This window comes from Haemophilus parainfluenzae (genome assembly GCF_900638025.1).
Classification (GTDB): Bacteria; Pseudomonadota; Gammaproteobacteria; order Enterobacterales; family Pasteurellaceae; genus Haemophilus_D; species Haemophilus_D parainfluenzae_J.
Genome location: NZ_LR134481.1, coordinates 2,005,001 through 2,020,811, shown reverse-complemented (window position 1 = coordinate 2,020,811; position 15,811 = coordinate 2,005,001). Strand labels below are relative to the sequence as shown.

The 15,811-nt window shown below is 39.5% G+C and carries 13 protein-coding genes; 8 read left to right on the top strand and 5 right to left on the bottom strand.

The window, feature by feature from the left end:
- Positions 1-160: 160 nt before the first annotated feature.
- Entirely contained in the window at positions 161-1,552 is a 1,392-nt protein-coding gene (gene ffh / locus EL215_RS09995; protein WP_126471884.1) for a signal recognition particle protein, read from the bottom strand.
- A 139-nt stretch (positions 1,553-1,691) separates the two neighbouring features.
- Here ffh and EL215_RS09990 point away from each other — a divergent pair, with 139 nt between their 5' ends.
- The 3 genes from EL215_RS09990 (at position 1,692) to selD (ending at position 4,923) form a co-directional block, all read left to right on the top strand.
- Positions 1,692-2,477 (top strand): cytochrome C assembly family protein, encoded by a 786-nt coding sequence (locus tag EL215_RS09990; RefSeq protein WP_049356959.1) that lies wholly within the window; start codon positions 1,692-1,694, stop codon positions 2,475-2,477.
- Positions 2,478-2,555: 78 nt separating this feature from the next.
- Positions 2,556-3,824 carry an HlyC/CorC family transporter gene (locus tag EL215_RS09985; protein WP_126471882.1) on the top strand — a complete coding sequence of 423 codons (1,269 nt, stop codon included), beginning with the start codon at positions 2,556-2,558 and terminating at the stop codon, positions 3,822-3,824.
- Between the two features lie 61 nt (positions 3,825-3,885).
- Entirely contained in the window at positions 3,886-4,923 is a 1,038-nt protein-coding gene (selD, locus tag EL215_RS09980) for a selenide, water dikinase SelD (RefSeq protein WP_126471880.1), read from the top strand.
- 59 nt (positions 4,924-4,982) lie between these two features.
- On the opposite strand, the gene EL215_RS09975 is transcribed toward selD, so the two are convergent.
- From EL215_RS09975 to gap, 4 genes are all read right to left on the bottom strand, one after another.
- Entirely contained in the window at positions 4,983-5,801 is an 819-nt protein-coding gene (locus EL215_RS09975) for an IS3 family transposase (RefSeq protein ID WP_232013322.1), read from the bottom strand.
- The gene (locus tag EL215_RS09970; RefSeq protein ID WP_126469735.1) at positions 5,789-6,142 is read right to left on the bottom strand and encodes a helix-turn-helix domain-containing protein; all 354 of its coding nucleotides are present in this window, start codon (positions 6,140-6,142) and stop codon (positions 5,789-5,791) included. Before EL215_RS09970 ends, EL215_RS09975 begins: the two co-directional genes overlap by 13 nt.
- Before the next feature lie 75 nt (positions 6,143-6,217).
- On the bottom strand, positions 6,218-8,035 hold the full coding sequence (locus EL215_RS09965; protein ID WP_126471878.1) for an AMP-dependent synthetase/ligase: 1,818 nt from the start codon (positions 8,033-8,035) through the stop codon (positions 6,218-6,220).
- Between the two features lie 228 nt (positions 8,036-8,263).
- Entirely contained in the window at positions 8,264-9,283 is a 1,020-nt protein-coding gene (gene gap / locus EL215_RS09960; protein WP_014063969.1) for a type I glyceraldehyde-3-phosphate dehydrogenase, read from the bottom strand.
- Between the two features lie 219 nt (positions 9,284-9,502).
- Here gap and gmk point away from each other — a divergent pair, with 219 nt between their 5' ends.
- The 5 genes from gmk to murI all read left to right on the top strand — a co-directional run bounded on the left by gmk (position 9,503) and on the right by murI (position 15,557).
- Complete coding sequence (gene gmk / locus EL215_RS09955) at positions 9,503-10,129, top strand: guanylate kinase (protein ID WP_041918290.1); 627 nt, start codon at positions 9,503-9,505, stop codon at positions 10,127-10,129.
- A gap of 60 nt (positions 10,130-10,189) precedes the next feature.
- Complete coding sequence (gene rpoZ / locus EL215_RS09950) at positions 10,190-10,456, top strand: DNA-directed RNA polymerase subunit omega (RefSeq protein ID WP_126471876.1); 267 nt, start codon at positions 10,190-10,192, stop codon at positions 10,454-10,456.
- 75 nt (positions 10,457-10,531) lie between these two features.
- A complete protein-coding gene (gene spoT, locus EL215_RS09945; protein WP_126471874.1) occupies positions 10,532-12,652 on the top strand; it encodes a bifunctional GTP diphosphokinase/guanosine-3',5'-bis pyrophosphate 3'-pyrophosphohydrolase in 2,121 nt (706 codons plus the stop codon).
- Positions 12,652-14,733 carry an ATP-dependent DNA helicase RecG gene (gene recG / locus EL215_RS09940; protein WP_126471872.1) on the top strand — a complete coding sequence of 694 codons (2,082 nt, stop codon included), beginning with the start codon at positions 12,652-12,654 and terminating at the stop codon, positions 14,731-14,733. The genes spoT and recG overlap by 1 nt, the downstream gene beginning before the upstream one ends.
- 32 nt (positions 14,734-14,765) lie before the next feature.
- Positions 14,766-15,557: a glutamate racemase gene (gene murI, locus EL215_RS09935; protein ID WP_049356944.1), complete on the top strand. Its 792-nt coding sequence runs from the start codon at positions 14,766-14,768 to the stop codon at positions 15,555-15,557.
- Positions 15,558-15,811 lie beyond the last annotated feature (254 nt).

Genomic DNA, 15,811 nt, shown 5'->3' with positions numbered 1-15,811 from the left:
AATATTTTGTCGAGAAGTCAAAAAACAGTCAATTTTTTGACCGCACTGGTTCTCAAAAATAAATTCATTCTAAGTCAAAAGAACGAGTTCTGTGTCATACAGAACTCAGAATATTGTTTATTGATCTCTTTGATTTTATAAGTTGATCTTTATAAGAAAACTAACGTTTAAACATGCCGCCTAAACCACCGAGGCCACCTAAGCCGCCTCCGCCCATTAAGCCTTGCATGCCGCGCATCATTTTCGCCATTCCGCCTTTGCGCATTTTTTTCATCATACGTTGCATTTCGTCAAATTGTTTTAGTAACTTATTCACATCTTGCACTTGTGTGCCAGAACCTAATGCAATACGACGACGGCGAGATCCTTTGATAATGTCTGGATTAGCACGTTCTTTTAAGGTCATGGAATTAATGATGGCTTCCATTTTGATGAACATTTTGTCATCTACTTGATTTTTGACATGATCCGGTAAGTTTTTTGCACCCGGTAATTTTTCAAGCATCGACATCATACCGCCCATTTTTTTCATTTCACGGAGTTGTTCACGAAAATCGTCTAGGGTGAAATCATCGCCTTTCTTGAATTTCTGTGCCATTTTTTCCGCTTTTTCGCGATCCACAGAACGTTCAAGATCTTCGATAAGGGAAAGCACATCACCCATGCCCAAAATACGCGACGCTACACGATCAGGATGGAATGGCTCGAGGGCTTCTGTTTTTTCGCCCACCCCAAGGAATTTAATTGGTTTGCCGGTGATTTGACGAATCGATAACGCCGCACCGCCACGTGCATCCCCATCCACTTTGGTTAAGATAACCCCAGTAAGTGGCAAGGCTTCATTGAAGGCTTTTGCTGTATTTGCCGCATCTTGACCGGTCATTGCATCAACGGTGAAGAGCGTTTCGATTGGATTTAATGTCGCATGAACTTGCTTGATTTCATCCATCATCTCGCTATCAACGTGTAAGCGACCAGCCGTATCCACGATTAAAACATCGTAGAATTTGAGTTTAGCGTCAGCAAGTGCTGCTTTTGCAATCTCTACCGGTTTTTGTTTAACATCAGATGGGAAAAAATCCACGCCAACAGATTGAGCTAAGGTTTCAAGCTGTTTGATTGCCGCAGGACGATATACGTCGGCAGAGACTACAAGCACTTTCTTTTTATGACGTTCGCGTAAAAATTTTGCTAATTTACCTACGCTGGTGGTTTTACCCGCACCTTGTAAGCCCGCCATTAAAATAACTGCGGGTGGTTGTGTTGCGAGGTTTAAGCTCTCATTGGCTTCACCCATGGCTTTTTCAAGTTCGCGCTGAACGATTTTTAAGAATTCTTGGCCAGGTGTTAAGCTTTTATTGACTTCTTCGCCTAACGCGCTTTCTTTTACTTTAGCGATAAATTCACGTACGACAGGTAAAGCAACGTCAGCTTCTAACAATGCCATACGCACTTCGCGTAGGGTTTCTTTAATATTATCTTCAGTTAAACGTCCTTTCCCGCTAATATTGCGTAGCGTTTTGGAAAGTCGATCCGATAAACTCTCAAACATTTTAAATCCTGTTTTTTCTTAAAAAATTGTCGTGATTATACCGAAATTTGGGCGTTTTTCATCATTTCAAATAAAATTCTAGCGATCTACAGAAAAGATCCGTTAGAATAAGAATAATTCCTAGTAAAGAGAATGCATTATGTGGTTTGCCCTTTTTTCGATTATTTTTTACATTCTTAGTCTATTGTTGATTGCCCCGTTTTTGATGAATTCATCAGAAGGAAAGTTGAGCCAGCGTAAAGTTCCATTTTTTCTAACCTCACTTTCGGCAATCGTACTGCATGTTATTACTACTTTGCCGCTATTAGAGCATTTAGTATCAGGGAAAACATTTACACTACTGGAAATAGCTTCCTTAATGAGTGTAATTATTTCGGTATTAGTAACGCTTTCAATGTTTCTTGTCTCTACCATGTGGTTTGTTTTGCCAATAGTATATTCGTTTTCAATCATTAGTTTGATTTTGGCAACATTCTTATCAAGCCATATCATTCAAATGCTGAATCAAAATACCTTGATGTTATTCCATATTGGTTTGTCGCTCTTTACCTATGCGGTGTGTTTTATTGCAACGTTGTATGTGATCCAATTGGTGTGGTTAGACCGTAATTTGAAAAAGCGTAAAATTCAATTTTCACCAGCTATTCCGCCATTGATGGCAGTAGAACGTCATTTCTTCTGTTTATTTGCGATGGGGGAAGCATTACTGACGCTCACTTTAATTTCTGGTACTTATCATGTGTTGCAAGCAGTGACCCCAGAAAATCTACACAAAGCGATTTTTTCTTTCCTTGCTTGGATTAGTTTTGGTATTGCTTGTTTCGGTCATTGGCGATTAGGCTGGCGTGGAAAAAGGATGATTATTTACGCAATTTCGGGTATCATTCTGCTCACAATTGGCTATTTTGGTAGTCGTTTGATTTAGTAAAAATCAAAAACAAGTAAAAAGTGCGGTAAAAAATAACCGCACTTTTTGTTGATTAACGAACAAAAGGATTTTCCCTTGGATAGTATTCCCCTTAGTACTTTATTTATTACACTGATTATTTGTTTAATTTTATCTGCCTATTTTTCAGGATCGGAAACTGGTCTACTGTCTCTTAATAAATATCGTCTTCGCTTTCTTGCTGAGCAAGGCAATAAAGGTGCAAAAAAAGCAGAAAAACTGCTTGAAAAGCCTGATACCTTGTTAAGTTTCATTTTGATCTTTAATAACCTTGTGAATATCAGCGCGTCAGCTATTGCAACGATGATTGGTATGCGTTTATATGGTGATGCAGGGGTAGCAATCGCAACAGGTTTATTAACCTTTGCGATGCTCGTTTTTTCTGAAATATTCCCTAAAACGGTTGCGGCGATGCACCCAGAGAAAGTGGGCTTATTTTCAAGCCATATTTTGTCGTTATTGTTAAAAGTATTCTATCCATTAGTATGGTTGATGAATATTTTTACCAAAACTTTAATGCGAATGGTTGGATTAAAACTCGATTTGCAAAAACAGGTGATTAGTCGTGAGGAACTGAGAAGTATCGTTTCTGAAGCAGGTGAAGCCACGCCAGATGAACAGCATCCACAAATGCTACTTTCTATTTTAGATATGGAAACGGTTACCGTTGATGATATTATGGTGCCACGTAATGAAATTGGCGGAATCGATATTGACGATGATTGGAAAGCGATTATGCGTCAGCTCAATCATGCACCCCATAACCGAATCGTCTTATATAAAGGCAGTCTTGATGAGCAAGTACTAGGAATTTTACGAGTACGTGAAGCTTTCCGTCTATTATTAGAAAAGAATGAGTTTACCAAAGAAACGTTATTACGTGCAGTGGATGAAGTATATTTTATTCCAGAGGGAACACCACTTAAAACGCAATTAGCTAACTTTCGTACGAAAAAAGAACGTATTGGACTAGTGGTGGATGAATATGGTGATATTAAGGGGTTGGTCACACTTGAAGATATTTTGGAAGAAATTGTGGGTGATTTCACCACTTCTATGGCACCATCTATTGAGCAAGAAGTGGTGCATCAATCTGATGGTTCAATGATTATTGAAGGTTCGGCGAATCTTCGTGATTTAAATAAAATGTTTGGTTGGGAATTGGATACGGAAGATGCTCGAACCTTTAATGGTTTGATTCTTGAGCATCTTGAAGATATTCCTGATGAAGGAACAGTTTGTGAAATTGATGGCTTGAAAATTACGATTTTGGAAGTCAGCGATAATATGATTAAACAAGCGAAAGTGGAGAAGTTGGCATCATAAATGCCAGATTTCTGACCGCACTTTTAGCTTAAAAGGTATGTGATTTTAGCAAGGATTTAGCATGACGGATGAGATTCGTTTAACACAATACAGCCACGGCGCAGGTTGAGGCTGTAAAATTTCGCCTAAGGTGTTAGGGACAATTTTACAGACAGAAATCGAAAAATTTACCGACCCTAATTTATTGGTTGGGAACGAAACAGCGGATGACGCAGCGGTTTATGATCTTGGTAATGGGACTGCAATTATCAGTACTACGGATTTCTTCATGCCGATTGTGGACGATCCTTTTGATTTTGGCCGTATTGCGGCGACCAATGCCATTAGCGATATTTTCGCAATGGGTGGTAAACCGATTATGGCGATTGCTATTTTAGGTTTTCCGATTAATGAATTACCGGCAGAAATAGCGCAGAAAATAGTTGATGGAGGACGTTTTGCTTGTCATCAAGCGGGGATTTCCCTTGCTGGAGGGCACTCGATTGATGCGCCAGAACCCATTTTTGGTTTAGCCGTAACAGGTGTTATTGCAACCGAACATGTAAAACGTAATGCCTCAGCAGAAGCAAATTGTAAGCTTTATTTAACCAAGCCATTAGGTATCGGTGTGCTGACTACTGCTGAGAAAAAAGGCAAGTTAAAACCTGAACATCAAGGCTTAGCAACGACAGCAATGTGTCAAATGAACCTGATTGGTAGCCAATTTGCGGAAGTTGCTGGTGTTACTGCCATGACGGATGTAACCGGCTTTGGTTTATTAGGACACTTAGCTGAAATCTGTGAAGGCTCAAATCTTAGTGCGGTTGTACATTTTGATAAAATCAAATTATTAGATGGTGTAGCGGATTATATTGCTGAAGGTTGTGTACCAGGTGGAACCAACCGTAACTTTGAAAGCTATGGTCATAAAATTGGTCCTCTTACGGATTATCAAAAGGCGGTACTTTGCGATCCTCAAACTTCAGGTGGCTTGTTGATTGCGGTTAAACCTGAAAGTGAAGCGGAAATCTTAGAGATTTCGAAAAAAGCCGGTATTGAGCTTAGTGAGGTTGGCGGATTGAAACCTCACCAAGAAGGTGTACTGGTCGAAGTTGAATAAATCATTTTTGTCAAAATAAAAAGGCGGTGAAATTGATCTGACCCCAAAAAGTTAGACTGTTATTTAAAGGATTGTTTTCGATATTGTACCGGACTCAGTCCTTTTAATTTTAGTTGAATCCGTCGGTGATTATAGTAATCCAAATAATCCCTGACGGCATCAACTATCTCCTCTCTACTGTTAAATTCCCGACCATAAAAACATTCTGTTTTTAATCGTCCAAAGAAACTTTCCATTGCGGCGTTGTCCAAGCAATTCCCTTTTCTCGACATACTTTGAATGATGCCATGTTCAGCCAAGATTCGACGATAAGCCACCATTTGATATTGCCATCCCTGGTCTGAATGTAAAATGACACCACAAGCTTTATTTAATCCTTTGACGGCTTGCATTAACATGTCCTCTACTTGCGCCCAGTTTGGGGAATAGCTGAGATTATATGAAACTATCTCATTGTTAAATAAGTCTAAAATTGGGGATAAATAGACTTTGCTCCCATCTTTCGCCTTAAACTCGGTGATATCGGTCACCCATTTTTGGTTCGGGGCCGTTGCACTAAAATCGCGTTCAAGATGATTCGGTGCAATCACCCCTATCGTGCCTCGATAGGTCGTAAATTTCTTGCTTTTTCTTGACCGCACTTGAAGCCCAAGTGTCTGCATTAAACGTTGAACTTTTTTATGATTCACGCCTGGCAAGCAGGCATGAACACGTCGGTAGCCATAATCAGGATGGTTGGCTTTGATGCGTTTAATGGTCTTTTTCAACAACTCATCCTTATCCAGTTTAATCTGAAGTTTAGCAAAAAACGTACTACGCGCTAATTGTGCAAAGCCTAAAAGCCATTTTAACGGATAGCGTGTTCTTAACCTTTGGATAATTTCCGTTGCTCGGCTTCGTCCTGAAGTCTGAGCCTTCTCAACTCCTTTAGGTAGGCTACCTCCGCTTCAAGCTGTAAAATTCTCAGGCGTAAACGGTCTTCTTCAGTTTTGGGTGGCGGTGGCATTTTTGCATATTTGGGTTTCATCGGCGGTCGTCCTGATGGTTTACGGGGAATAAGTCCTTTTATGCCACTTTTTTCAAATCGTTTCAACCATGTCCCGACTAGGGAGTTGGAAGGAATATTGTAAAAACGCGCAGTTTCTCTAATACTCATTTTCCCATTCAAAATAGGTTGAAGAACCTGTAATTTAAATTCGATTGTGTAGTGTTTACCCATAAAAAAATCTGCACCTCAATTGTTGGTTTGTTGAGTCCAACTTTTGGGGTGCAGATCAAATTCACCGCACTTTTTTTATTTTTTATTTTCCTTGTTCTCTTTATTGTTGGAATACATCGAATCAATAATATGACGATAACGTTCCATAATCACCTTTCGGCGTAACTTGAGCGTAGGCGTGATTTCACCAAGTTTTACGCTAAATGCCTGAGAGAGTAACGTAAATTTCTTCACTTGCTCGAAGTGCGCCAGTTCTTTTTGAAGACTTTCGATACGTTGCTCAAACATTTTGATAATATCAGAGTGTTTGAGTAATTCCATGCGATCTTGATACTTAATATTCAGTTTTTTCGCATATTCTTCTACGCTATCAAAACAAGGTACGATCAACGCTGAAACATATTTTTTTGCATCGGCAATAATCGCAATTTGTTCGATAAATTTATCTTTACCGATTTTACCTTCGATATATTGTGGCGCAATGTATTTACCATTAGACGTTTTCATCAATTCTTTAATACGGTCGGTAATAAATAAATTACCATCAGCATCAAACTCACCCGCATCTCCCGTTTTCAAGAAACCATCTTCGGTGAAAGCTTGAGCCGTTTCTTCTGGCTTTTTATAGTAACCTTTCATCACCATGCCGCCACGCACCAGAATCTCATTATTTTCCCCAATTTTAACTTCTGCGTTTGGCATTAATTTACCAATAGAATTCGGATTAAAATGATGGTCATCCCAGCAAGAAACAGTAGCCGTGGTTTCAGTCATGCCATAACCGAGTTTGATATTAATCCCAATGCTATGGAAGAAAAGGCCAATGGTTGGTTCTAATTTTGCGCCACCGCAGGGCATCATTTTAATACGTCCGCCTAACAATGAACGTAGTTTAGAAAGCACCAGTTTATCGGCCAGTGCATAGCGTTTTTGCAAGAAGAACGGGACTTTTTTATTTTGAGAGAGAAGATAAAAACGTTTTTGTCCCACTGCAATCGCCCAGTGGAAAATCATCTGACGAATAAAAGGGGCTTTTTGGACTTTATCCAGTACAGCAGAATAAATTTTTTCATAGAAACGCGGTACTGCACACATAAAGGTTGGGCGCACTTCTGTTAATGCTTCACGTACTTGATTAGTATCTTCGAGATAACAAAGGATTGCTCCGCGATGTAACACATAGGCAACCCAAGCACGCTCAAAAATGTGACTAAATGGTAAAAAAGAAAGTGAAACCTCATCTTGATTAACATCTAATGCAATATCATGGGCTTCAAGTTGATGCGCTAAGTTACTGTAATCAAGCATTACGCCTTTCGGTTCACCTGTTGTGCCTGAGGTATAGATGATCGTGAATAAATCATCTATTGTCTTACTTGCTAAGCGAGTTTCAAATTCAGTTTGGAATTCTTCTGTACCTAATTGAATTAAATCGTCCCAATGGTAGGAAAGGGTAGTTTCTGTCAGTTGAATTTGTTCTTTCATGGCCACAATTTTTTGTAATTGTGGACATTGATACGCAATTTCTAACGCTTGATCATATTGTTCTTGATCGCCAACAAACAGTATTTTGACATCAGCATGATTTAAAATAAATTCTGCCTGTTGTGCAGTATTGGTCGCATAAATTGGAACGGTAATGGCACGGACTTGAAGTGCCGCAATATCTGCGATTGTCCAACGTGACATATTGTGCGCAAAAATTGCAATTTTATCTTGTACTTGAATATTGCAAGCAAGAAAAGCTAATGAAAGCTGATCAAGCTGTTGTTGAAATGCGTTCCACGAAATATCTTTCCATAAGCCATTAATTTTATGGCGAAGTGCGGTTGCATTTTGACGAGTTTTTGCCTGTTGGCGAATTCGATTGACGAAATGACGTTCTAAATTCATATAAGCCTTATTTGAGCGAACAACTGTACGCTAATATAAACGAAATAAATTTAAAATCTAGTGAAATGTTGTTATTTTGTGAATATAGAATAAATAATAGACATATTTATTTTTCTATTTTTATCTCTGGATGAGAAATAAAGAATTTTAAAAATATTGATTAAGTGAAATGGATTGGAAATAAAAAAACCGCTCTAAAAAGAGCGGTCAATTTTTTAGCGATTTTGATTAGCCTTTGTAGTTGTAAACGTGTGCAACTAAGTCTAATACTTTGTTTGAGTAACCAGTTTCGTTATCGTACCAAGATACTAATTTAACGAAAGAATCAGTTAATGCGATACCCGCATCAGCATCAAATACAGAAGTTAAAGCACAGCCGTTGAAGTCTGTAGAAACTACTGCATCTTCAGTGTAACCTAAAACGCCTTTTAATTCGCCGTTGAAAGTTTTACCTTCAGCTGCATCTTTGATTGCTTGTTTGATTTGTTCGTAAGTTGCTGGTTTTTCTAAATTTACAGTTAAGTCAACTACAGAAACGTTTGGAGTAGGAACACGGAACGCCATACCAGTTAATTTACCATTTAATGCTGGTAATACTTTACCCACAGCTTTCGCTGCACCGGTAGATGAAGGGATGATGTTTTGTGCCGCACCACGACCACCGCGCCAGTCTTTAGCTGATGGACCATCAACAGTTTTTTGAGTTGCTGTGGTTGCGTGAACTGTAGTCATTAAACCATCTTTGATACCGAAAGTTTCGTGAACAACACGTGCTAAAGGTGCTAAACAGTTTGTCGTACAAGAAGCGTTAGACACGATGTCTTGGCCTGCGTATGCACCGAAGTTTACACCACGTACGAACATTGGTGTGCTATCTTTAGAAGGGCCTGTTAATACGACTTTTTTCGCACCAGCAGTGATGTGTTTGCGTGCTGTTTCATCAGTTAAGAATAAACCTGTTGCTTCAACTGCAACATCAACGCCGATCGCACCCCAGTTAAGGTTTGCAGGATCACGTTCAGAAGTAACACGGATAGTTTTACCGTTTACTACTAAGTTACCGTCTTTAACTTCAACAGTACCGTCAAAACGACCGTGAGTTGAATCGTATTTCAACATGTAAGCCATGTATTCAACGTCGATTAAGTCGTTGATACCTACAACTTCGATGTCATCGCGATGTTGTGCTGCACGGAATACGATACGACCGATACGGCCGAAACCGTTGATACCAATTTTAATAGCCATAAGATTTTCACCTTCTATTTTTTTAAGTTAAACAAAATCGTTGCTCTCACGAGTTCCCGTGGATTATAGCATGGGCATTTTGATAAAAAAAAGGGTATATACCACTTTTTTGTGATCTCGATCAGTTTTTAATAATTTGGTAAAACAAATGAAAATTTGACCGCACTTTTCCTTTTCTTTTTGTATAATAAAAACAAACAACAAGAAGAGGTTTCAATTATGTCTCAAGGTAATTTATACATTCTTTCTGCCCCAAGTGGGGCGGGTAAGTCATCATTAATTTCCGCGTTATTAGAAAAAAATCAAGGTACGAAAAAAATGGTATCTATTTCACACACAACGCGTTCACCTCGACCAGGTGAAAGTCATGGTGTGCATTATTATTTTGTTTCAGTAGAAGAATTTGAAACCTTAATTGAAAAAGGTCACTTCTTAGAATATGCAAAAGTGTTTGGTGGCAATTATTACGGCACTTCATTGCCAGCAATTGAAGAAAACTTAGCAAAAGGCATTGATGTGTTTTTAGATATTGACTGGCAAGGTGCGCAGCAAATTCGTCAAAAAGTACCTTCTGTAAAAAGCATTTTTATTTTGCCTCCATCATTGCCAGAATTGGAGCGTCGCTTGGTTGGACGCGGACAGGATAGCAAAGAGGTCATTGCTGAGCGAATGTCAAAAGCAATCAGCGAAATTTCGCATTATGATGAATATGATTACGTTATTGTGAATGATAATTTTGAACAGGCATTGGCCGATTTACAAAGCATTTTACAGGCAGAGCGCTTGACCAAAGCTTATCAACAAACAGAAAATGCGGACTTAATTCATCAGCTACTAGCAAAATAAGCTTGAATTGAGTACAATATTTTCCCTTTATAGACATTATTTTTAACATCGGAGTAAAACATGGCTCGAGTGACTGTGCAAGATGCAGTAGAAAAAATTGGTAACCGTTTTGATTTAATTTTAACCGCCGCTCGTCGTGCGAGACAATTAGAGTTGCATCAAAGTGAGCCGTTAGTGCCGGAAGATAACGATAAACCAACAGTAATCGCATTACGTGAAATCGAAAAAGGATTAATCAACCAAGAAATCATGGATGCAAAAGAGTATTTAGATGTGGCAGCTTCTCAACGTAACGAAGAAGTAGCAGTAGCGTTAATCGCAGAATAATCTCATTAAAGTGCGGTCAAAATTAAAGCTATTTTGATCGCCTAGTCTTTCTCTCTACAAAAAGTCAGGTGTCCTTTGGAATTGTTTGCAGATTTATATCGAATTATTCAGGGGTATTTGCCCGCCGATAAAATTGAATTAATCAAACGTGCATTCGTCATTGCGCGAGATGCTCACGAAGGACAATTTCGCTCAAGCGGCGAACCTTATATTACTCACCCTGTTGCGGTAGCCTCAATCATCGCAGAAATGCATTTAGACCATGAAGCAATCATGGCCGCATTATTGCATGATGTTATCGAAGATACTCCTTATACCGAATCCCAATTAAAAGATGAATTTGGCGCTAGCGTAGCCGAAATTGTTGATGGCGTATCTAAACTAGATAAATTGAAATTCCGTACCCGCCAAGAAGCGCAGGTTGAAAACTTCCGCAAAATGATTTTAGCGATGACTCGAGATATTCGCGTTGTCTTAATCAAACTAGCTGACCGTACCCATAATATGCGAACATTGGGTTCATTACGTCCGGATAAACGTCGTCGTATCGCAAAAGAAACTTTAGAGATTTACTGTCCATTAGCCCACCGTTTAGGCATTGAGCATATCAAAAATGAATTAGAAGATTTATCTTTTGAAGCAATGCATCCTCGCCGTTATGAAGTACTTAAAAAGCTCGTCGAGCAAGCGCGTGGCTCTCGTCAAGAATTGATTCAACGCATTTCTAATGATATTTCACAGCGTCTTGATAATGTAGGTATTACAAATCGTATTTGGGGACGTGAAAAACATCTCTATAAAATTTACCAAAAAATGCGTACGAAAGATCAGAAATTCCATTCGATTATGGATATTTATGCTTTTCGTGTCATTGTGAATTCGGTGGATGATTGCTATCGCGGATTGGGGCAAATGCATAGTTTGTATAAGCCTCGCCCTGGTAAAGTGAAAGATTATATTGCCGTGCCACGTGCAAATGGCTACCAAGCACTACAAACCTCAATGATTGGCCCTCATGGGGTGCCTGTGGAAGTCCATTTGCAAACTGAAGAAATGGAACAGGTTGCTGAAATGGGCGTTACCGCTCATTGGGTGTATAAAGAAGGTGGTAAAAACGATAGTACCACCGCTCAAGTACGTGCACAACGTTGGTTGCAAAGCTTGGTGGATATTCAACAGAACGTGGGTAACTCTTTTGAGTTTATTGAAAATGTTAAATCAGAGTTTTTCCCAAAAGAAATCTATGTCTTTACGCCGAAAGGTCGCATCGTTGAATTACCAATGGGTGCAACAGCTGTCGATTTTGCTTATGCCGTGCATTCTGATGTGGGAAATCATTGTGTTGCGGCAGTAGTAGAGCATAAACCTTATCCGTTATCACAAGCTTTAGAGTCTGGTCAAACCGTTGAGATTGTGACCAGTGAAAATACTCATCCAAGCGTTAACTGGTTAAACTTTGTCGTGACGGCTCGCGCAAGAACCCGCATTCGTCATTTCTTAAAATTATTGCGTGCAGATGATGCGGTTCAGACGGGCAAAAAACAGCTAGAAATGGCTTTGAAACCTCATTATCTCTCTGAAGTTTCTGAAGAGAAAATCCAAGCGCTACTAAATGAATTGAACCTTTCAAGCCTCAATGAGCTTTTTGAGGAAATCGGTGTGGGCAATCAAATGTCGAGTGTTATTGCGCATCAATTAATGGATGAAGCCATTGAAATTGATGTGGATGGTGTGTCTGAAAATACACAAAGTATGCTAACGTTAAGCCGAGATGGCGAAATGAAAGCGTCTTTCGCTCAATGTTGTCATCCAATTCCGGGTGATCCGATCGTGGCATTAAGTACAGCGAAGAAAGGTGTGGTTGTACATCATCAAGCTTGTTCTAATTTAACGTCAAGTAATGCCAAAGATTTCACCGCGGCAAAATGGGAAGAGGCTGAAAGTGCGGTCAATTTTGATGCCGAATTACACATCGAAATGCTTAATGAACAAAATGTATTAGGTAGCCTCATGACAGCGGTCGCGACTTGTGAAAGTAATATTCAAAGTATTTGGACTGAAGAATTAGAGAATAATCTGCTATTAGTCATTATCCAAGTTGGCGCAAGAGATATCTATCATTTAGAAAACATTATGCGAAAAATCAAACAAATTACCAGTGTGATTCGTTTGAAGCGCAATATTAATGAAGCATAATGAGTACACAACTTCTCGATGCCGTTCCTCTAACCACTTTATCGGGTGTAGGTGCGGCAATCTCCGATAAATTAAGCCGTATTGGAATTTATAATCTCCAAGACTTACTTTTTCATTTACCAATCCGTTATGAAGATCGCACGAGAATTACGCCTATTGCCGATCTTCGTCCTGAACAATATGCCACCATTGAAGGGGTTGTCCAAACTTGTGAAGTTGCCTTTGGGCGCCGTCCTATTTTAACCGTAAGTCTTTCTGATGGAACGAGCAAGATTATGCTCCGTTTCTTCAATTTTAATGCGGGGATGAAAAACAGTTTTCAGATTGGTACGCGCGTCAAAGCGTTTGGTGAAATTAAACGCGGGCGTTTTATGGCGGAAATTCATCATCCTGAATATCAAATTATTCGGGATAATGCACCATTGGTTTTAGAGGAAACACTTACGCCTATCTATTCCACAACGGAAGGTTTAAAACAAAATTCATTACGTAAGCTAACCGATCAAGCATTGGCTTTACTCGATAAAATCCAATTAACGGAAATTTTACCTAATGAATTTAATCCACATCCTTTTAGCCTAAAGGATGCGATTCGATTTTTGCATCGTCCGCCGCCAGATATCTCATTAGATGTTTTGGAGAAAGGACAGCATCCCGCACAACAACGACTTATCTTTGAAGAGCTTCTTGCGCATAATCTTGCGATGCAAAAAGTGCGGTTGGGTACGCAGCAGTTTTTAGCGTTGCCATTGCATTATCAAACCGATTTGAAGCAACGTTTTCTTGCATCTTTGCCTTTTCAACCAACAAATGCCCAAAATAGAGTGGTGGCGGATATTGAACAGGATTTAGCGAAAGATTATCCAATGATGCGACTTGTTCAGGGCGACGTAGGTTCAGGAAAAACATTGGTAGCAGCATTAGCCGCCTTATTAGCGATTGATAATGGCAAACAAGTGGCTTTAATGGCGCCAACAGAGATTTTAGCGGAACAGCATGCAAATAATTTCCGCCGTTGGTTAGAACCTTTTGGTATTGAAGTAGGCTGGTTAGCGGGTAAGGTGAAAGGGAAAGCTCGCCAAACCGAATTGGAAAAGATTAAATCGGGTACTGTGCAAATGGTAGTGGGCACACATGCTTTATTCCAAGAAGAAGTGGAATTTGCGGATTTAGCCTTGGTGATTATAGATGAACAGCATCGTTTTGGTGTGCATCAACGTTTGATGTTGCGAGAAAAAGGCGAAAAAGCAGGGTTTTATCCACATCAACTGATTATGACAGCAACACCAATCCCGAGAACATTAGCGATGACGGTTTATGCCGATCTCGATACATCAATTATTGACGAATTGCCACCGGGTAGAACGCCGATTACGACAGTGGTTATTTCTGAAGAGCGTCGCGATGAAATCGTTGCTCGAGTCAAAAGTGCCTGTATTAATGAAAAACGTCAGGCTTATTGGGTTTGTACGTTAATTGATGAGTCTGAAATGCTAGAAGCGCAAGCAGCCGAGGCAATTTGGGAAGATTTAACGAAAGCCTTGCCGATGCTTAAAATTGGCCTTGTACATGGGCGAATGAAACCGCAAGAAAAACAAGATATTATGGCTGCCTTTAAAAATGCAGAACTCGATTTGCTTGTGGCTACAACCGTGATCGAAGTGGGCGTAGATGTGCCGAATGCCAGTCTAATGATTATTGAAAATGCAGAGCGTTTGGGCTTATCACAACTTCATCAGCTGCGTGGACGGGTAGGGCGTGGCAGTACAGCGTCTTTTTGTGTCTTAATGTATAAACCGCCGTTGGGTAAAGTGTCGCAAAAACGTTTACAGGTATTGCGTGATAGCCAAGATGGCTTTGTTATTTCAGAGAAAGATTTAGAAATTCGTGGTCCAGGTGAAGTATTGGGCACTAAACAGACAGGAATTGCCGAATTTAAAGTGGCAAATTTAATGCGCGATCGTAAAATGCTCCCAACAGTTCAACATTATGCTAAGGCATTAATTGTAAAATATCCGGATGTGGCAGACAGTTTAATCCGCCGTTGGCTAAATAATCGAGAAATTTATTCGAATGCCTAAAGTGCGGTTATTTTTGAAAGAGTTTTATATAAATGAATAAATCAACGGTACTTTTCTTTGATTCTGGAATGGGAGGCTTAAGCGTTTATCGCGAAGCGAAAAAGCTGATGCCAGATAACCGTTATTTGTATTGCTTTGACAATGCTGGCTTTCCTTATTCAGAAAAATCAGAAGAAACAATCATTCAGCGAACATTGGATATTTGTAAAAAAATTAATCAGGATTATCCACTTGATGCCATTGTGATTGCTTGTAATACTGCGAGTACTGTAGTGTTACCGCCTTTACGTGAGCAATTTTCTATTCCGATTGTAGGTACCGTGCCCGCTATTAAGCCAGCAGCAGAAATCTCACAAACGAAACATATCGGTCTATTGGCGACAAGGGGCACGGTTAAACGCCCTTATGTTAATGATCTTATTCATCAGTTTGCCGCCCATTGTGTGGTTGAACGGTTAGGCTCCACTAAGCTGGTTGAAATCGCAGAACATAAAATCCAAGGGAAATCGGTTGATTTAATTGCATTGAAAAATGAATTAAGTCCCTGGGCATCACTAGAGAGTTTAGATACGATTTGTTTAGGCTGTACGCATTTCCCTTTAATTAAAGACGAAATTCAAATTTGCTTACCTCAAGTGAAGAATTTTATGGATCCAGGATTCGCTATTGCCAAGCGGTTGCAGTTCTTGCTTGATAAATTAGAAGTGCGGTCAAAATTAGAGGTGAAAAATCAGGTTTTTTGTACACAGGACCTAGAGAGTAAACATCAATTAGAACAGGCATTAGCCCTTTGGGGATTTGATGGCATTACCGTTTTAAAATGATTTTTTCTCGTCATGTTGGTGTGTTTCTAAGCAAATAGCAAAAAAATTACATTTTTTTAAAAAAAGCACTTGCAAAGAATTCTGAAAGTCCTATAATACGCCGCACACAACGACGCGCTGTTGTGAAACGTAATAAAACCCAGTGCGTCGTTATTTTTTGCTCTTTAACAATATATCAGACAATCTGTGTGGGCACTTGTTGATTGACATGTTTTAAAAATATTTTTTAATTTTGAAGTCTTAATAGGTGCTAA